The organism is Actinotalea ferrariae CF5-4 (assembly GCF_000603945.1).
Classification (GTDB): domain Bacteria; phylum Actinomycetota; class Actinomycetes; order Actinomycetales; family Cellulomonadaceae; genus Actinotalea; species Actinotalea ferrariae.
Window position 1 is genome coordinate 1 of the sequence record NZ_AXCW01000028.1, and the last position, 17459, is coordinate 17459.

General features: G+C 72.6%; 20 protein-coding genes. 19 read left to right on the plus strand and 1 reads right to left on the minus strand.

The annotated features are described in order from the left end of the window. The 13 genes from N866_RS04305 to N866_RS04360 form a co-directional block, all read left to right on the plus strand. On the plus strand, positions 1-587 hold a 587-nt coding region (locus N866_RS04305), incomplete at its 5' end, for a glycosyl hydrolase family 65 domain-containing protein (protein ID WP_281173186.1). Positions 588-640: 53 nt separating this feature from the next. Further along, on the plus strand, positions 641-2443 hold the full coding sequence (gene nhaA, locus N866_RS04310; protein ID WP_162177289.1) for a Na+/H+ antiporter NhaA: 1803 nt from the start codon (positions 641-643) through the stop codon (positions 2441-2443). 212 nt (positions 2444-2655) lie between these two features. Continuing rightward, positions 2656-3375 carry an ABC transporter ATP-binding protein gene (locus tag N866_RS04315; protein ID WP_081802317.1) on the plus strand — a complete coding sequence of 240 codons (720 nt, stop codon included), beginning with the start codon at positions 2656-2658 and terminating at the stop codon, positions 3373-3375. Then, the gene (locus N866_RS04320) at positions 3372-4049 is read left to right on the plus strand and encodes a heme exporter protein CcmB (protein ID WP_052022373.1); all 678 of its coding nucleotides are present in this window, start codon (positions 3372-3374) and stop codon (positions 4047-4049) included. Before N866_RS04315 ends, N866_RS04320 begins: the two co-directional genes overlap by 4 nt. Further along, a complete protein-coding gene (gene ccsA, locus N866_RS04325; RefSeq protein WP_052022374.1) occupies positions 4046-4810 on the plus strand; it encodes a cytochrome c biogenesis protein CcsA in 765 nt (254 codons plus the stop codon). The genes N866_RS04320 and ccsA overlap by 4 nt, the downstream gene beginning before the upstream one ends. Continuing rightward, positions 4807-4929 carry a hypothetical protein gene (locus tag N866_RS22570; RefSeq protein WP_281173187.1) on the plus strand — a complete coding sequence of 41 codons (123 nt, stop codon included), beginning with the start codon at positions 4807-4809 and terminating at the stop codon, positions 4927-4929. Before ccsA ends, N866_RS22570 begins: the two co-directional genes overlap by 4 nt. Next, a complete protein-coding gene (locus tag N866_RS04330) occupies positions 4926-5339 on the plus strand; it encodes a cytochrome c maturation protein CcmE (protein WP_034223157.1) in 414 nt (137 codons plus the stop codon). Before N866_RS22570 ends, N866_RS04330 begins: the two co-directional genes overlap by 4 nt. Beyond that, positions 5336-7324, plus strand: coding sequence for a heme lyase CcmF/NrfE family subunit (locus N866_RS04335; RefSeq protein ID WP_034223160.1), 1989 nt, complete (start codon positions 5336-5338; stop codon positions 7322-7324). Before N866_RS04330 ends, N866_RS04335 begins: the two co-directional genes overlap by 4 nt. Further along, entirely contained in the window at positions 7317-7790 is a 474-nt protein-coding gene (locus tag N866_RS04340) for a cytochrome c-type biogenesis protein (protein ID WP_034223163.1), read from the plus strand. The genes N866_RS04335 and N866_RS04340 overlap by 8 nt, the downstream gene beginning before the upstream one ends. Next, a complete protein-coding gene (locus N866_RS04345) occupies positions 7787-8623 on the plus strand; it encodes a tetratricopeptide repeat protein (protein ID WP_052022375.1) in 837 nt (278 codons plus the stop codon). The genes N866_RS04340 and N866_RS04345 overlap by 4 nt, the downstream gene beginning before the upstream one ends. After that, positions 8620-9279 (plus strand): TlpA family protein disulfide reductase, encoded by a 660-nt coding sequence (locus N866_RS04350; protein ID WP_216699373.1) that lies wholly within the window; start codon positions 8620-8622, stop codon positions 9277-9279. Before N866_RS04345 ends, N866_RS04350 begins: the two co-directional genes overlap by 4 nt. 103 nt (positions 9280-9382) lie before the next feature. Continuing rightward, complete coding sequence (locus N866_RS04355) at positions 9383-10126, plus strand: cytochrome c biogenesis CcdA family protein (protein ID WP_034223166.1); 744 nt, start codon at positions 9383-9385, stop codon at positions 10124-10126. 171 nt (positions 10127-10297) lie between these two features. Then, complete coding sequence (locus tag N866_RS04360) at positions 10298-10639, plus strand: NADH-quinone oxidoreductase subunit A (protein ID WP_034223169.1); 342 nt, start codon at positions 10298-10300, stop codon at positions 10637-10639. A 2-nt stretch (positions 10640-10641) separates the two neighbouring features. On the opposite strand, the gene N866_RS04365 is transcribed toward N866_RS04360, so the two are convergent. Further along, positions 10642-11181 carry a hypothetical protein gene (locus tag N866_RS04365; protein ID WP_155855198.1) on the minus strand — a complete coding sequence of 180 codons (540 nt, stop codon included), beginning with the start codon at positions 11179-11181 and terminating at the stop codon, positions 10642-10644. A 9-nt stretch (positions 11182-11190) separates the two neighbouring features. Here N866_RS04365 and N866_RS20795 point away from each other — a divergent pair, with 9 nt between their 5' ends. The 6 genes from N866_RS20795 to N866_RS04395 are packed head-to-tail and all read left to right on the plus strand — an operon-like array spanning position 11191 to position 17456. Then, complete coding sequence (locus N866_RS20795) at positions 11191-11901, plus strand: hypothetical protein (protein WP_155855199.1); 711 nt, start codon at positions 11191-11193, stop codon at positions 11899-11901. Then, the gene (locus tag N866_RS04375) at positions 11894-12844 is read left to right on the plus strand and encodes an NADH-quinone oxidoreductase subunit H (RefSeq protein ID WP_034223178.1); all 951 of its coding nucleotides are present in this window, start codon (positions 11894-11896) and stop codon (positions 12842-12844) included. The genes N866_RS20795 and N866_RS04375 overlap by 8 nt, the downstream gene beginning before the upstream one ends. A 25-nt stretch (positions 12845-12869) precedes the next feature. Beyond that, complete coding sequence (locus N866_RS04380; protein WP_034223181.1) at positions 12870-13439, plus strand: NADH-quinone oxidoreductase subunit J; 570 nt, start codon at positions 12870-12872, stop codon at positions 13437-13439. After that, the gene (locus N866_RS04385) at positions 13436-13750 is read left to right on the plus strand and encodes an NADH-quinone oxidoreductase subunit NuoK (protein ID WP_052022376.1); all 315 of its coding nucleotides are present in this window, start codon (positions 13436-13438) and stop codon (positions 13748-13750) included. The genes N866_RS04380 and N866_RS04385 overlap by 4 nt, the downstream gene beginning before the upstream one ends. Then, entirely contained in the window at positions 13747-15672 is a 1926-nt protein-coding gene (locus tag N866_RS04390) for a proton-conducting transporter transmembrane domain-containing protein (RefSeq protein ID WP_034223183.1), read from the plus strand. Before N866_RS04385 ends, N866_RS04390 begins: the two co-directional genes overlap by 4 nt. A 2-nt stretch (positions 15673-15674) precedes the next feature. After that, a complete protein-coding gene (locus tag N866_RS04395; protein ID WP_034223186.1) occupies positions 15675-17456 on the plus strand; it encodes a complex I subunit 4 family protein in 1782 nt (593 codons plus the stop codon). The last annotated feature ends 3 nt before the right edge of the window (positions 17457-17459 follow it).

Genomic DNA, 17459 nt, shown 5'->3' on the forward strand with positions numbered 1-17459 from the left:
CCAGGATCCGGGGACAGGCCCCCCCGACCACCCGAGCAGCGCTGACCGGCACGGTGGACTACTACCTGGCCCGTACCGCGCACGGCTCGACCCTGAGCCGGGTCGTGCACGCCTCGGTCCTGGCCCGCCTGGACCCGGCCCGAGGGTGGGTCACCTTCCGTGACGCCCTGGCCGCGGACCTGGACGACACCCAGGGCGGGACGACGCAGGAGGGCATCCACCTCGGCGCCATGGCCGGGACCATCGACATCCTCAGCCGCTCCTTCGCCGGCCTCGAGACCGAGGGCGCCACGATCGTCCTCGACCCTGCCCTGCCGGCCGGGCTGCACACCCTGGAGTTCCGCATGCAGCACCGTGGCCAACGCCTCGCGATCATGATCGACGACGACACCGTGACCGTCACCGCCGAACCGTGCACGACCCGAACCCGGGTGCGGCTGCGGCTGGGCGAGCACGAGGGCGCCCTGCAACCGGGGACCAGGCGGATCTTCCGCCGCGGGGTGGGTACGTGGCATCCCCAGGAGACGATCGAGGTCGAGCACGAGCCGGCGCGGCCTCGTCGTCGGATCGAGGGATCCGGGCCGTGACCTCGGCCCGGACTCGCGGGCGTCGACCCCGTACGGCCGGGGCCCGTCGGTTCGTGGCCACCGAGAACACCGGCGCGCTGGCACTCGTGGTCGCCACGGTCACCGCCCTGGTCTGGGCCAACTCCCCGTGGGGCGGGACGTACGAGGCACTGTGGACAGCCGAGATCAGCGTCCATGTCGGCGGGCGCGGCCTGGCCCTGCAGACCCGGGAGTGGGTCAACGAGGGCCTGATGGCCCTCTTCTTCTTCGTCGCCGGCCTGGAGGTGCGCCGCGAGCTCGACATGGGCGAGCTGCGCGAACGACGGCGGGTCGCCCCTGTGGTCCTCGCAGCGCTGGGCGGGATGATCGTCCCGATCTTGCTCTATCTCGCCCTCAACGTCGGCGAGCCGTCGGCCCGCGGTTGGGGCATCGTCATGGGCACCGACACGGCGTTCGCGCTCGGCGTGCTGACCCTGGTGCGCGGCGCCTCCCCACCTGTCCGCAGCTTCTTGCTGACCCTGGTGATCATCGACGACGTCGTCGCGCTCACCGTCATCGGCGTCGCCTACACGAACGATCTCTCGGTGCCCTGGCTCCTGGTCGCCGTCGCTCTGTTCGGGGTCGTCCTGGCCCTGCGGGCCCTGAAGGTCCGGCACGGGGCTCCGTATCTCGTGGCCGGAGTCGCGGTGTGGGCCGCGACCCTGGCCTCGGGGGTTGAGGCGACCGTCGCCGGGGTGGCGCTCGGTGTGGTCTTCACGGCATACCCGCCCCGACGGGCCGGGCTGTACCGTGCCGGGACGGTCTGGCGCCGGTTCCGGATGAACCCGTCGCCTGCGCTCGCCCGTCGGGCGGGCCGGGCCATGGTCCGCTCCGTCTCACCGAACGAACGCTTCCAGCATCTGTTCCACCCGTGGGCCAGCTACCTGGTCGTCCCGCTCTTCGCGCTGGCCAACGCCGGGATCCGGCTGGACAGCGACACGCTCGCCCGCGCGGCAACCTCACCGATCACGATCGGGATCGTGGCCGGGCTCGTGGTGGGCAAGCTGGTCGGCATCACCGCGAGCACGTGGCTGGTCACCCGACGATGGGGCGGGGCCCTGCCGCTGCCGCTGCCGTGGCCGTCGCTGATCGGGGTGTCCAGCGTCGCCGGCATCGGCTTCACCGTCTCCCTGCTCATCGCCGACATCACCTTCACCGGAACCGATCTGGAGGACGCCAAGGCGGGGGTCCTTGCGGCCTCCGGGCTCGCCGCCCTCCTGGCCTGGGCCGCCTTCTGGATCATCCAGCGCCTACCCCGACCTCTGCGCTCGGCCGGCGCCTCCCGCCTGGCCCCCCCGTTGAGTGACGTGGCCGAACCGATCGACCCTGAGGTCGACCACCTCCAGGGCGATCCCGACGCACCGGTGACACTCCTGTGGTACGGGGACTTCGAGTGCGACCACTGCGCCGCCGTCCGCCCGGTCGTGGACCGCTTGCGCCACACGTTCGCTGAGCACCTCACCGTCGTCTTCCGCCACCTGCCACTGCCCGACATCCACCCGCACGCCCAGCTCGCCGCTGAGGCCGCCGAGGTCGCCGCGGTGCACGGGAAGTTCTGGGACATGCACGCGATCCTCTTCGACCACCACGACGCCCTGACCCCTCGCGACCTGGCCCGTTACGCCGCTGTCCTCGGTATCGACCGACAGGAGTTCGCTGCAGCCCTGGAAGAACGTCGGCACGCTCTGCGCATCGAACGTGACGTCGCCAGCGCCGACGACAGTGGTGCCGCCGGCACGCCGACCTTCTTCATCAACGGCCGCCGATACGTCGGCGGCCACGATCACGACGACCTCGCGGCGGGGATCCGGCGCGCGCACCAGCTGTCCACACGTTGACCTGAACCGTGTGCTCCGCGGCCGCTGCCAGGGTGCAGGCCGGGCGCGATGGCGTCGAGCAGGTGGCCGACGCGGGTGCAGGTGGCCACCACCGCGGGGGCGGCACCGTACCCTCCTCAGGACGCCTACCATGCAGGCCAGAGACCTACTGTCAGCTCATCCCCGGATCGATCAGCCGGTCGTCCCCTGGGTCGATCCCACGGAGGAAACCGATGCCAGAGCTGTGCGCCCCCACCGGGCGTGCGTCCGGACCCGAGGGCGGTCCGGTGGCGACCCTGGAGTCCGTGCACGCCACCATCGCCGGCACCCCGGTGCTGCGCGGGGTGGACCTGCGGCTGCACGCGGGGGAGGTGGTCGGCCTGCTCGGCCCGAACGGCTCGGGCAAGAGCACCCTGCTGAAGGTGCTGGCCGGCATGCTCCGGCCGGTCGGCGGGACGTGCCGGGTGCTCGGGGTCGATGTCGGGGCCGACGGGGCCACCGGGCGGGCGGGCCGAGCCCGGGTCCGCACCTCCATCACGTTGATCGGCCACCAGCCCGCGCTGTACCCGCAGCTCGAGCTGGGCGAGAACCTTCGCCTGGTCGCACGGCTGACCGGTCGTGACGAGGCTCATGCCGAGAGCGCGCTGGAGGCGGTCGGGCTCGCGGCGGCGCGGCACCGGCGGGCCGACCGGTGCTCGCACGGCATGCTGCGCCGAGCGGACCTCGCCCGGGCTCTCCTGACCGAGCCGCAGCTGCTGCTGCTCGACGAGGCACATGCGGGCCTGGATCGTGACAGCGTGCACCTGGTGCAGGTGCTGACCGACCAGGTGCGGGCCAGGTCGGGCGCCTGCGTGCTGGTCTCGCACGAACGGGACCAGCTGGGTCCGCTGGTCGACCGCGCGGTGGAGCTGGTGGACGGCGCGCCCGTTCCCGTCGCGGTGGTCACCACATGAACGGGTCGGCCGGACCGGGCGAGCAGGTCCGGGCGCTGGTGGGTCTGCATCTGGCACTCGAGCGGCGCACCGGAGAGGCGCTGCTGGTGGTTGCGCCGTTCGGTGCGGTGGCGCTCCTGCTGCTGCCGATGGCGGTCGGCACGGACATCCCGCTCCTACGGCAGGTGGGGCCGGGCTTCTACTGGCTCGTGGTCCTGCTCTTCGGTGTGATGCTGACGGTGCGGCACACCGCCGAGGACGGACCGGGGGCACAGGCGCTCCTCGCGCAGTGCGGCGTCGATCCGGTGGCGAGGGCGGTGGCCCGGGTGGTCGCGGACGCCGTGCTTCTGCTCGCGTTCCAGCTCGTCCTCGCGCCGGTCGCGGTCGCACTGTACGACCCCCGGATCCCCGGCTGGCCGTGGCTGTTCGCCGTCCTGCCCTTGGTCGCGATCGGGTTGGCGGCTCTTGGCGCGCTGGCCGGTGCGGTGTCCTCGGGTGCGCCGGGCCGCGCGCTGCTGGGTCCGCTGCTCGTCCTGCCGCTCGCGGTACCGCTGCTGCTGGGGGCCACCCAGGTCATCGAGGCTGCCAGGTATGCTCGGGCACCGTGGCCATGGCTGCTCCTGATGGGGCTCGCTGAACTGCTCGCGCTGCTCGCCACCCTGCTGACGGCGCCCTCGCTGGAGGAGACGGAATGACGCGGACAGACCGCTTCCTCGTGCCCGCCGCGGGTGTCCTGGTGCTCGCGGGGCTGGCGGCCGCACTGGCTGCGCCTCCAGACCGGCTGCAGGGGAACCTGCAGCGGCTGATGTACGTGCACGTCCCCGCCGCATGGCTGGCGTACCTGTCCTTCGGCCTGACACTGGCCGCCAGCGTCGCCTGGCTGCGACGACGCCATGAGCGATGGGACCGCCTGGCCGCCTCCGCCGCCGAGGTCGGGGTCTTCTTCACCGCTCTGACCATCGCGCTCGGCGCGATCTGGGGCAAGCCGGTCTGGGGGGTCTGGTGGACCTGGGACCCCCGGCTGGTGTCCACCGCGGTGCTGCTCTTCGTCTACCTGGGATACCTGGCGCTGCGGCGCGCCACGGTCGATCCGGTCCAGCGCGCCCGACGGAGCGCCGTCTTCGGCATCGTGGCGTCCGTCCAGATCCCGGTCGTGCACCTGTCGGTCCTGTGGTGGCGCAGCCTGCACCAGCCACCCACGGTGCTGCGCCCGGGTGACCCGACGATCGACCACGTGATGCTCGCGGCGCTGTTGCTGAACGTGGTGGCGTTCACCGCGGTCTTCGCCGTGGCACTGCGGCTCCGCATGCGGTTGGCGAGGCAGGACGCGGAGCTGGCGGCAGCGACCACGGCACTCGGGCGACCGCTGGCCGGGTCCGCTGTGACCGTACCCGCCCTGACCGCCGCTGCCGTGACCGCCCCTGCCGTGAAGAAGACCATCGGAGACAGGACATGACTGACTGGGGGTGGGTCATGCTGGGCTTCGGTGTGACCTACGGATCCATGGCGGTGTACATCGCCACCCTGCGCGCTCGCACGTCGCGGGCGCGTCGACAGCTGGAGGAGCTGCGGTGAGAGCGCGGGCGTTCGTCGTGCCGGGAGTCGGGCTGGCCGCCGTCCTGGCCGGAACCCTCACCTTCGGCAACCTCAACGACAACCTTGTCTACTACCTCACGCCCGAGGAGGCGATCAGCCGACACACGGCCGCCTCGGACGGGGAGCGGTTCCGCCTCGGCGGCCTCGTCCAGGCCGGGAGCGTGGAACCCACGGCAGAGGGGGTGGAGTTCATCGTGGTGGGGGAGTCCGGTGCGGGCGGCGTGAAGGTCGTGCACTCAGGAGCGCCCAACCAGCTCTTCCAGGAAGGCATCGGAGTGGTCGTCGAGGGCGAGTGGCAACAGGACGTGTTCGTCTCCGACACGATGATCGTCAAGCATGACGAGGAGTACCGCGCTCCGGAGACCGAGGCGGAGGTCGACGCGCCTTGATCTGGGCTGCCGCAGGCTGGGCGGGCGCGATGCTCGGCCTGGCCGGTTCCGTCGTCCTGGCCTGGCGGTCGTTGCACGCCCAACGGCACCCCGAAGCGGTGCGGCTGGGCCAGCTCCAGGCCCTGGCGGTCTGCATCCTGGCGGGCGGCGTCCTCGCGCAGGGCGCCCTCATCGCCGCGCTGGTCACGGACAGCTTCGAGGTCTCCTACGTCGCCGAGACAGGCTCGCGCACGACCCCCCTGTTCTTCAAGGTGACGGCGGCCTGGTCAGCCCTCGACGGCAGCGCCGTGCTGTGGGTGCTGGTGCTGGCCGGATTCATCGCCGTGGTGGCTCGAGGAATCCCCAGCACGACCGACCGGCTGGGGACGGGAGCCCTGGGTGTGATGGCGCTCGTGGCCGTCTTCTTCTTCGGTCTGATCACGACCGTGACCAACCCGTTCGAGGTCCTGGCCAATCCGCCGCTGGACGGGCCGGGCGCGAACCCGCTGCTGCAGAACCACCTCCTGGTGGCTTTTCACCCGCCGCTGCTCTACCTGGGGTACGTCGGCTTCACCGTCCCGTTCGCCTTCGCGATCTCGGCGCTGCTCCTGCGACAGGGGGGCGTCGAGTGGCTGCGGCGCACCCGGCGGGCCAACCTCGTCGCCTGGACCGGGCTGACCGGCGGGCTGGTGCTGGGTGCCTGGTGGTCCTACGAGGTGCTGGGCTGGGGGGGCTACTGGGCGTGGGACCCGGTGGAGAACGCCGCTCTCATCCCGTGGCTGGTAGCAACCGCGTTCATCCACTCCGCGGTCGTGCAGGTCAAGCGCGGAATGCTCCAGCTGTGGAACCTGATCCTGGTCGTGTCGACGTTCTCGCTCACGCTGCTCGGCACGTTCCTGACCAGGTCCTCGGTCATCGCGTCGATCCACGCCTTCACCCAGTCGGCGGTCGGGCCCGTCCTGCTGGGGTTCTTCCTGCTCGTGACCGTGGTCGCGTTCGGCCTCGTCGCCTGGCGCGGGGCGGCCCTGGTCGGTGGCGGACGCCCGGAGTCGTTGGTCAGCCGGGAGGGTGCGTTCCTGGTCAACAACGTGCTGCTGTCCCTGTACGCGTTCGTGGTGCTGCTGGGCACCTTGTACCCGGTGCTCGTCGAGGCGACCACGGGGCAGCAGGTCTCGGTGGGGCGGCCGTTCTTCGACCGGATGGCGGTGCCGTTGTCCTTCGCCCTGCTGCTCGCCATGGGGGTCGGGCCGTTCATGCCCTACCGTCGAGCGAGCGGCGCGGCGCTGTGGCGACGGGTGTCGTGGCCGCTGGTGCTGGGCAGCCTGTCCGCGGCCGGCCTCGTCCTGGCCGGGATCACCGCACCTGCGGTCGTCGCGGCGGTCCTCCTGGCGGTGACCATCGTGGCGGCCAGCGCGCGCGAGCTGGTCGTGACGGCGCCGTGGCGCTCGTGGCGGGGGGTGTGGCGCCTGCTCCGTGGCCGCCGCGGCTACTGGGGCGGGCAGCTCTCCCATATCGGCGTGGCTCTGCTCGTGGTCGCGATCGCGACGTCGGGCGGCCTGGCCCAGCGCGAGTCCGCCGACCTCCAGCTCGGCGACGACGTGGCGTTCGCGGGCTACACCGTCACGTACGTCAAGGACGTCGAACGGGAGCTGCCGGACCGTACCGTCCGGGCCGCCCGCCTGGAGGTCAGCCGGGACGGCGAGGTGGTGCGGACGATGGAGCCTGCGCTCACGGCGTTCCGGAACCAGCCGCAGGCCGTTGCGACGCCGGCCGTGTGGAGCGGGCCGGCGGGGGACGTGTACGTATCGCTCACGCGGCTGGCGGAGGGGTCGGTCTCGATCCGGCTGTCCACGAACCCGCTGATGTGGTTGATGTGGGTGGCGGGTGGGCTGGTCATGCTGGGCGGTGTCTGGGCGCTGAGCGGGCGGCGCCCGGGTTCGGCGCGGACGGCGCCGGAGCCAGGGACCCTGGCGCGGCCGGGCGAGACGGTGTCCCCCCGTGCGTGACCCGGTGCGCCGACTCGTCCTGCCGGTCCTGCTGGTGGCAGCCCTGGCCGTGGTGGCCTGGGGTGTGCTGAACGGCTCGGGCTCACCGGTGGACCGGGCGAACGCGCTGGAGGAGCGCCTGCGCTGTCCGACGTGCCAGAGCGTCTCGATCGCCGACTCCCCGTCCGAGACGGCTTCGGCCATGCGGGAGGAGGTCGAGCAGCAGGTCGCTGCCGGACGCACCGACCAGGAGGTCTTCGACTACTTCCGGGCCCGTTACGGCGACTGGGTCGTGCTCGAACCACCGGCGAGCGGTGTGACGTTGCTCCTGTGGCTCCTGCCGGTCGCAGCGGTCGGGGTCGGACTGGCCGTGCTGGCCACCCTGCCGCGTCGGCACGTCCCTGCCCTTCCGGAGGAGGAGCGCGAGCGGGTCCGACGTGAGCTCGACCGGGTGCGCCCCGCCGTGGCCGAGGAGGACGAGCCGTGAGCACCTCGGCGCAGCAGCAGCGCCTGAGTCGTACCCGGATCGAGCAGCAGCGGGATCAGGCCCTGCGTGACCTGCTCGAGCTGGAGCAGCAGGTGCGCGCCGGCGAGGTGCCGCCCGGGCCGGCCGCGGAGCTGAGCCGGCGGTACGAGCGAACGGCCGCGGAGGCGCTGGCGCTGCTGGACGGCACGCAGACCGTCGGGGAGGCCGTTCCCCGTCGCGGGATGACGTGGCGTGCGGTCGTCTACGGCGTCGGCGGCGTCGCGGCTCTCGTGGCACTGGTCGTGGTCCTCCCGCCTGCCCTGCAGGAGCGCCCGGACGGCGGCTTCGTCACGGGCAACGAGGTCACCCAGGTCGACCCCGCACCGCAGCCGACCTCGTCGACGCCCGGGCGTGACCTGTCGAAAGTCAGCGACGAGGAGATGGAGCGGGTCGTCGCCGCGAATCCCGAGATCGTCGGCATGCGCCTGGCTCTGGCCGAGCGTTACCGCAGCCAGGGGGAGTTCGACAAGGCCGTCCCGCACTACCGCGAGGTGCTCGACCGCGAGCCGGACAACGCCGAGGCCCTCGCCTCGCTCGGCTGGATCCTCTTGATGCTCGAGGAGCCCGTGGAGGCCGCACGCTTGGCCGACCAGGCCCTGCAACGCGACCCCGCACTACCCCTCGGGTGGTGGCTGCTGGCCAACGTCCGCCTCTACGGCCAGGACGACCCGGACGGCGCCATCGAGGCCTTGCAGCGGATGCAGGAGCTGCCGTTGGAGCCCGAGGTGCAGGGCCAGGCCGCTGCGCTGGAGCAGGAGGCACGGGCCCTGGCGGTTCCCGGGAGCGGCGAGTGAGCAGGCCGTCGGGCACCTCGTCGGAGGAGGTCGTCCCGGCCCTGGACACGGCCCGCCCCCGTTCGCCGTCGGCCATGCTCTGGTGGATCGGTGGGCTCGTCCTGGCGGTGGTGGTGGGCGTCGGCGCGGTGCTCGGCGCGCGTCTGGGCACCGACCCGACGCTGGTCCGATCCCCGCTGATCGGGAAGCCGGCGCCGGCCGCCGAGTGGCCGTACCTGGAGCAGGACGGCGTCCTGCGCCTGGCGGACCTGCGCGGCCAGGTCGTCGTGGTCAACTTCTGGGCGTCGTGGTGCGTCCCCTGCCGGGCGGAGCATCCCGAGCTGGTTGCGGCCGCCGATGCCTACGCCGACGCCGGGGTCACCTTCGTCGGGGTCAACTACCAGGACCAGAAGTCCAGCGCGGTGGCGTTCCTGGACGAGCTCGGCCGCGGGGAGCGGTACGAGTACGTGGTCGACACCGGGTCCAGGGGAAGCGTCGACTTCGGCGTCTACGGGGTCCCGGAGACCTTCGTGCTCGACCGCGAGGGCACGATCGTGGCCAAGATCATGGGTGCCTCGAACTTCCCGCTCCTGGCCGGCACGCTCGACCAGGTGCTCGCCGGCGCGTCACCCGGCGAGATGGTCAACGGCCCCGTGCAGCGGGAACCCGGCGGCTGAGGCCAGGTGAGGGCACCGCCGGTCCGAGAGCCGGCGTGGTCCCGGACCTGACCACGAACGGTAGTGTGCCGGTACGGTTCGAACCCGTTGGAGGATGGCAGGCTTGGAGCTCTACGCCCTGATGTCCTTGGCGCTGGTCGCCGGTGTGATCTCGTTCACGTCGCCGTGCTGCCTGCCCATCCTGCCGGGCTACGTGTCCTACGTCTCGGGGCTCCGCGAGTCGACACCGTCAGCGGGCGGAGCCGTCGCCACCCGCGCACGCAGCCGGGTCCTGACCGGCTCCGTTCTCTTCGTGCTCGGCTTCACCCTGGTCTTCACCGTGCTCGGGATCACCGCGTCGGCGCTCGGACTGCTGCTGGTGCAGAACAGGCAGATCATCAACGTCGTCGGCGGGACCTTCGTCGTGTTCATGGGGCTGACGATGGTCGGTGTGATCAGCGTGCCGCTGCTCCAGCGCCGCTTCGCGATCGACAGCTCACGGTTCAACCGCGGACCCGCCGGCGCCCTGCCGCTGGGCGCCGCGTTCGCCTTCGGGTGGACTCCCTGCGTGGGCCCCGTGCTGACGGCGATCCTCGCGACGGCGGCGGGCACGGGGACGGTGGTCCGGGGGGCGGCGCTCCTGGTGGTCTACAGCCTCGGCCTGGGCATCCCGTTCGTGGCACTGGCAGCGGGGATGGCTCGTGGCAAGCGGCTGCCCCGTTGGCTGAGCCGCAACACGCGCCGCATCGAGCTCGCCGGCGGGGTCCTGCTGATCGGCACCGGTGTGGCGATGGCCACGGGCAGCTGGACGCTGCTCATGAGCCAGTTCTTGGCGGTGTACGCCCGCGTCGGCTGGCCGCCGATCTAGGAGCGTGGGTCCCCGCGCGAGCCTTCTCGCCGCAGTACGGCACCGGGTGTGCGGTCGCCCCGCACGGCTTGCGGTCGCCGGACTGCACGCTCACGCCTAGCCTGGCCAGCGACGACGGGACGTCCGTACGGTGATCGGCCGGTGGGCCGGCGAGCGGAGGAGAGGGCGCGCGTGGCTGCCGCAGCATCGTTACTCGCCGCCGCGCTGGCGCTGGTCGCCGGTCTGTACGGGCTCAGACGGGCGTGGTCACTGGCCGAACGGTCCGCACGGTCGCTGCCGTTCGAGTCGGGGTCGGTCCCGGCGCAGCACGCCGTGTCCCGCCATCACGTGCGCTGGTACGCCGTGACGGTGCTCTTCCTGGCCTTCGACATGGAGATGATCTTCATGTACCCCTGGTCCGTCGTCGTCGCCGGGCTGGGCCCGGGCGCGGTCGTGGAGATGTTCATCTTCCTGCTGCTCCTGCTGGTCGGCGTCGTGTACGTGTGGCGCGAAGGGGCGCTGCGGTGGGCCTGAGGTCACGGCTCGTTCGGTGGGCGTGGGCACGGCCGCGCGTCCTGCTCGTCGGTGCACCAGGTACCACCACGCCACGGTGGGATGTCGAGGCTGCGATCGACCGCCGTGGGTGGCGGATCGCCCGGTCCCCGGCCGAGGCCGACCTCCTCGTCGTGTGCGCGCCGATGGGCCCGGAGACGAGCGCTGCCGTGGATCTGCTCTGGTCCCAGGTGCCGCTCCCACGCCATCGCACGACCCTCGCGGCCGGCCCGGTCGAGGTCCAGCTCGATGCCGCGGCGGCGTCGCTCCTGCTCCCGTCCGCCTGGCAGGAGGACGACCGCGTGACCCCCGAGGGCCACCTCGGCGCCGGGCATGCCGGCGCCCCGACGCACCCGGGCGCTGGTGGCGGGCACGAAGATCATGATGGCGGGCACGAAGGTCATGATGGTGGGCACGAGGGTCACGACGGTGGCGGCGGGGAGGACGACGGTGGTCACGGCGGGCACGAAGGTCATGGTGGCGGCGGCGGGCACGAAGGCGGTCACGGCGGGCACGGGGGTCACGGCGGCGAGGTGGCCGGTCTGCCGATGGCGCAGGTCGCCCCGGACCGCGACGGACTCACGCTGGACCAGCTCACCGTCCGGTTGGGGCCGGTGCTCGCGGGGTGGCCCACGGGTCTGGTCCTGAGCGCCTCGATGCAGGGCGACGTCCTCACCGACGTCTCGCTGACATGGGTCGACGCCCCCGGGGGTCACAGCGGTCCGGTCCACCAGAGCCGTCAGGCCGACCACCCCGACCGCCCACCGCACGACGATCCGGGAGAACCTCCCGGTGACGTGCTGGCCCTGGACCGGCTGGCCTCCTTCCTGCTCGTCGCGGGATGGCCCACCGCGGCTCGGCAGGCGCGGGTGGCCCGGGACGGCCTGCGCTCGCCGATCCCGGAGGTTCGGGACCGGGCGCGCAGGTCCGCAGCAGCGCTGGCCCGCCGCGTCGGGCACTCCCGCACGCTGGCCTGGTCGGTTCGCGGCATGGCCGCGGGCACTCCGTCGAGCACCCCCCAGGCGCGCCCGGCCCCGGCTGCTCACGACGTCGTCGACCGGTTCAGGTGGTGGTGTGCCGCCGTCCGGGGTGAGCACGTCGACGACCCGCTGCCGGCCCTTGCGCCGGCGGAGCTCGCCTCTGTCCTGGAGGGCATGGAGCTTGCGGCGGCCCGACTGACCGTCGCCAGCGTCGTCGTGGACCGCGACCCGGCGTCGGCGCGCGCGGTGTCGGCCCATGACTGAGGCGGCCGGCGCCACGTCGGCCGAGGCATGGGGGCTGGTGCCCGCCGTCGGCCTGGTGGTCGTGGCCGCGATCACCCTCGGGCTGCTGGTGGCCGCCGTGGACAGCGTCGTCCTGGCGGGCGGGCGGCCGGGCGCTGCGTTGGACCCGGTGCGGTCCGCGGTGCGGTCCGTGCTCGAGCAGCGGCGCACCACGCTCGCCCCGGACCGGCTGCTCTGGCGGCTCGGCTCGTCGGCCGCGTTCGTCCTGGCGGTGCTGTCCCTGGCGGTCGTGCCGTTCGACGGTTCGACCCTGGTGTCGACCAGCGCCGACCTGGTGTGGTTCAACGCGGCCGAGGCGCTGCTGTGGGCGGCGGTGTGGCTGGTCGGCTGGGGGCCGAACGCAGTGCACTCGCTGGTCGGGGGGTACAGGTTCCTCGCTCAGGGGCTCGGGTACGAGCTGCCGTTGATGTTCGCGCTCATCTCCACGGGCATCGCAGCGCAGTCGTTGCGTACCACCGACGTCGTTGCTGCGCAGGCGGGCTTGTGGTTCGTCGCGACCATGCCGCTCGCCTTCGTCGTGTTCCTGGCCGGTGGCGCCGCGTTCGCGTTCTGGGGGCCGTTCGCTGCTCCCGCGGGGAGCGACGTCGCGGGCGGGGTCCTGTCCGAGCTCTCCGGGCCGGACCGGCTGCTGGTCGACGGCGGTCGGGCAATCTTCCTCGGTGCGACGGCCGCGATGGCGACCGCACTGTTCCTCGGCGGGGGAGCCGGACCGCTGCTGCCCGCCACCTGGTGGTTCGTGGTCAAGACCGTGACGCTGGTGACGCTGCTCGTCGTGGTCGGCCGACGGCTGCCCGTCCTGCGGCCGGACCGGTTCGTCGAGGTCTCATGGGTGGTGCTGGTCCCGGCAGCCCTGGTGCAGGCGCTGGTGGTCGCGGTCCTCGCGCTGGCGGGGGTGTACCGGTGAGGTCGACCGGAGAGGCGGAGGAGCGATGAACGACGTGGTGGCGGTCGTGGGTGTGAGCCTCGGCATCGTGGCGGTGGTCCTGGGGGTCGCGGTGTTCGTCGTCGACTCGATGGCCAGGGCGACCTTCGCGCTCCTCGGCTCCTTCCTGGCGATCGCCGGCATCATGCTCGTGCTCGACCTGCCCTATCTCGCCCTGGTCACGGCACTGATGATGACGATGGAGATGGCCGTGATGGCGGTCTTCATGATCATGTTCATGATGAACCCGGCCGGGCTGATGCCCATGACGATGGTGCACAACGCCCGCGGCTCAGCCGGCGCGGGTCTGGGCGTCTTCGCCGTGCTGGCGGCCGGTGTCTGGCTGGTGGACTGGCCCACCCGGTCGGGAACCGCCCCGGCGGACGCCACCGTCCAGCTCGGTGAGGCGATCATGGGCCAGTACATGCTCGTGATGATCCTCGTGGGCGTGGGGCTGTTCGCCACCATCCTGTCCGGGACCGTGCTGGCGACGGGCCGCGGCCGCTACGACCGCTTCGGGCCGGACCTGCGTCGGTCACGACCGACCGACCCGGTCCCCGGGGGTCTGCCGCGATGACCGACGAGGTGCTCCTTCAGCTCCTGCTCACCGTGGCCGCCGCGCTCGTCGGGACCGGGGTGTTCGGCGCGCTGTCCCAGCAGTCGATCGTCATGGTGATGATGGGCATCGAGCTGGTGGTCAACGGCGTCCTGCTGGGCGGCGTCGCGGCCTGGTACTTCCTGGCGCCACGCGCGGATGCCCAGGTGCTGATCGTGGTGGCCCTGGTGGTCATGGCGGTGGAGATGGTCATGGGCTTCGCCGCGACCATCGCGATCTACCGGGCCCGGCAGGTGGACATGGTCGACATGGCCACGGAGCTCAACGGATGAGCCCGGCGTCGGGCCCGGCCACGCTGGCCGCGCTGGTGCTCGTGCCGGCGGTGGTCGGCGTCGTCCTGCTCGTGACCGGACGACGAGCAGACCGGCTCGCCGGCCCGCTCGCGGTGGCGACGGCCCTGGCGACCCTGACGCTCGCGGCCGGGGTCGCGGTGTGGCGGCCGCAGGCGCAGGCCCCGTTCCTGCCGGGTGTGACGGGCGGTGAGCTCGCACTCGCGGTCGACGGACTCTCTGCCGTGCTGGTGGTCACGGTGGCGGCGGTCGCGGCGGCGGTGGTGGTTTTCGCCACCGCCGACCTGCCACGGACCGATGCCCGTGCGCGGTTCTTCGGCTACCTCCTGCTGTTCACCGCTGCGATGCTGGCGACCGTCACCGCCACGACGATCCCGGCCCTGCTGCTGAGCTGGGAGATCATGGGCGCGACGTCGTACGCCCTGATCGGTTTCCAGTGGGCGACCCCGGGCAAAGCGGCGGCCGGCACCACCGCGTTCCTCACCACGCGTCTGGGCGACCTGGGGCTGTACATCGCCGCGGGGGCCTCGTTCGCGGGCACGGGGTCGCTGGAGCTCTCCGGGCTCGCCACGGCGGACGGTGGCTGGCGTGACGTGGCGGCTGCCGGCGTGCTGGTGGCTGCTCTGGGCAAGTCGGCGCAGCTGCCCTTCTCCGCCTGGCTCTCCGCGGCCATGCAAGGCCCGAGCGCGGTCAGTGCCCTGCTGCACTCGGCGACGATGGTCGCCGCCGGTGGCTACCTGCTGCTGCGCGTCCAGCCCTTGCTCGAGGCCACCGGATGGGCGGCGACGACTGCGGCGTGGGCCGGAGCGCTGACGGCGCTGGTGCTCGGTCTGGTCGCTGCGGCCCAGGTGGACCTCAAGCAGCTCCTCGCGGCCAGCACCGGGGCGCAGATCGGGTTCGTCGTGCTCGGCGCCGGCGTCGGGTCGGTCGCCGGCGGCACGGCGCAGTGGGTGGCCCACGCCGCGGTCAAGGCGGCCCTTTTCGTCGTCGCCGGGGTGTGGCTCACCGCCCTGGGCACCAAGAAGCTGACCGGGTTGCGCGGCGCCGCGCGGCGCAACCGGGGAATCGGTGCCGCGGCCACCGTGGCGGCCCTGGCGCTGGCGGGGGTGCCGCCGCTGTCGCTGTGGGTCACCAAGGACTGGGCGATGGCAGGCACCGGGTCGACGGCGCTGCGGCTGGTGGCGCTGAGCGCCGCCGCGCTGTCCGCGGTCTACGCCGGCCGGGTGCTCGCGGTCGTGCTCGCGCCGTTGCCGACCGACGAGGCGCGCGCGGCCGGCCGGGTCCCCCCGGTGACGACCACGGTCGCCTGGACGCTGACCCTGGCCGCCGCCGGGCTCGCCGTGCTGGGGCTGCCCGCCGTCGCCGGGCGCTTCGCCGGCGTCGTCGCCGGCGGGGCCCAGGAGGCGCCCGGGCTGGGGGAGCTGGCGGCATCCGGGGTGATCGCGGTGGTCGTGCTCGCCGTCGTCCTGGTCCGGCCGCAGCTGCTGGCGCCCCTGCGCCGAACCCCGCTGCTGAGCTGGGCGGGACTGCCGCTGCTGCTCACCCCGCGTCCGTGGCTGGCCGTGGCCCGGGCCGCCGACGCCGTCGACGCCCGGGTCATCGACCGGGGTGTCGACGGCGCGGCCGCGTCAGTGGTGCGGCTCGCCCGGGCGGTGCGGCGGACCGACGAGACAGTGATCGACGGCGCCGTCGATGCGGTGGCCACCGCGACCGCACGCTCCGCCGACGTCCTGTGGAGGATCGACGGTGCGGTGGTCGATGCCGCGGTCCACCGCCTTGCCCGGTCGCTGCGGCGTCTCGGTGGGGTGATGCGCCGTCCCCAGACGGGGCAGCTGCACCAGTACTACGCCCAGACCCTCAGTGGTCTGGGTCTCCTGCTCGCCCTTCTGCTCCTGGTGAGGTGACCATGCTGCTGACCGTCGTCGTCCTGCTCCCCGTAGTCGTGGCGGCGGTGCTCATGATGCTGCCCCGGTTGTCCCAGCGAGCGGTCGCCTGGTCGTGGGTCGCTGCCGCCGCGGTCGATCTCGCCCTCGTGATCTGGATGTGGATCGGCTTCGACCCGGGGCGGGGAACCTCCGGGGTCGTCGACGGCCTCGCGTACGACACGAAGGTCCGGTGGATCCCCACCGTCGACGCGGCCTACCACGTCGGGGTGGACGGGCTGTCCCTGCCGCTGATCGCCCTGACGTCGCTGCTCTTCCTCGCCGTCGCGATCTGGTCGCAGCGCGAGCAGGACCGGCCGCGGCGGTTCGCCGCGGTGTTCCTGTTCCTGCAGACGACGTGTCTGGGGACGTTCGCCGCGCTGGACCTCATCCTGTTCTTCGTCTTCTTCGACCTGTCCATCGTGGGCATGTACTTCGTGATCGCCGGATGGGGGCACGGCAACAACCGACGCAGCGCGCTGAAGTTCTTTCTCTACACGTTCGTCGGGTCGCTCGCGCTGCTGCTGGGGTTCATCGGGCTGTTCCTGGGCGGGGAGGAGCGCACGTTCGACATGGTCCGGCTGGCTGCCCGGCCACCGCTGGACGACTCCCCGCTGCTCTGCGGCCTCGTGCTGCTCGCGATCGGGATCGGGCTGGCAGTGAAGACCCCGCTGTTCCCGTTCCACACCTGGCTGCCCGACGCCCACACCGATGCGCCCGCAGCCGGCTCGGCGATCCTCGCGGGGGTGCTGCTGAAGCTGGGGACCTACGGGTTCGTCCGGATCGCCATGCCGATGCTGCCGGCGGCCTGGCAGCGGTGGGCGATGGTGGCCGTGGTCGTCGGCGTGGTCAGCGTGCTGTGGGGCGCCTTCGTCGCGCTCGCCCAGCGCGACGCCAAACGGATGATCGCGTACACGTCGGTGAACCACATGGGGTACGTCATCCTCGGCCTGGGAGTCGCCGGCCTGGTCGGGGCCGACCCGGAGGCCCGCACGATCGCCACTGTCGGCGCGCTGGTGCAGATGGTGAGCCACGGGCTGCTCACCGGGGCGTTGTTCCTCCTCACGGGCGTGCTCTGGTCGCGCGGTGGGACGTACGACTTCTCCCGCTGGGGTGGGCTCGCCCGACCTGCGCCGCTGTTCGCCGCTGCCCTGGCGGTGGCGGTGTTCGGCTCCCTGGGCCTGCCCGGGTTCTCGTCCTTCATCGCCGAGTTCCAGGTCTTCACCGGCACGATCCAGGCCGCACCGGTAGCTGGCGTCATCGCTGTCACCGGCATCCTGGTGACGGCCGGGCTCTTCCTCCTGGCGGTGCAGCGCCTGCTCACCGGTCCGCCGCTGCTCGCCGTGCCCGACGCGGGTCCGGTGACCGACGACGACGGCAGCACCGGTTCCGAGTTCGGTGTCACGGCGGACACCGCTCCGCGGCGTGCGCCGGCCGCTGCCCACGCCGGGCACGGGGCGATGGACCACGGGGCGATGGATCACGGGGCGATGGATCACGGGGCGATGGATCACGGGGCGATGGATCACGGGGCGATGGACCACGGGGCGATGGACCACGGGGCGCCGGACGACGCCGATGCCCAGACGACGACGCCGACGACGACGACGCCACCGCCGCCGTCCTTCCCCGACCTGAGGATGCACGAGATCGCCTCGATCGTCCCGCTGCTCGTGCTGTCGGTGGTCATCGGCCTCGCACCGGTGTTCCTGCTGGACGTGATCGCGCCGGCGGCCGCAGCGGTCGTGGAGCTCGTGTCCCGATGACCG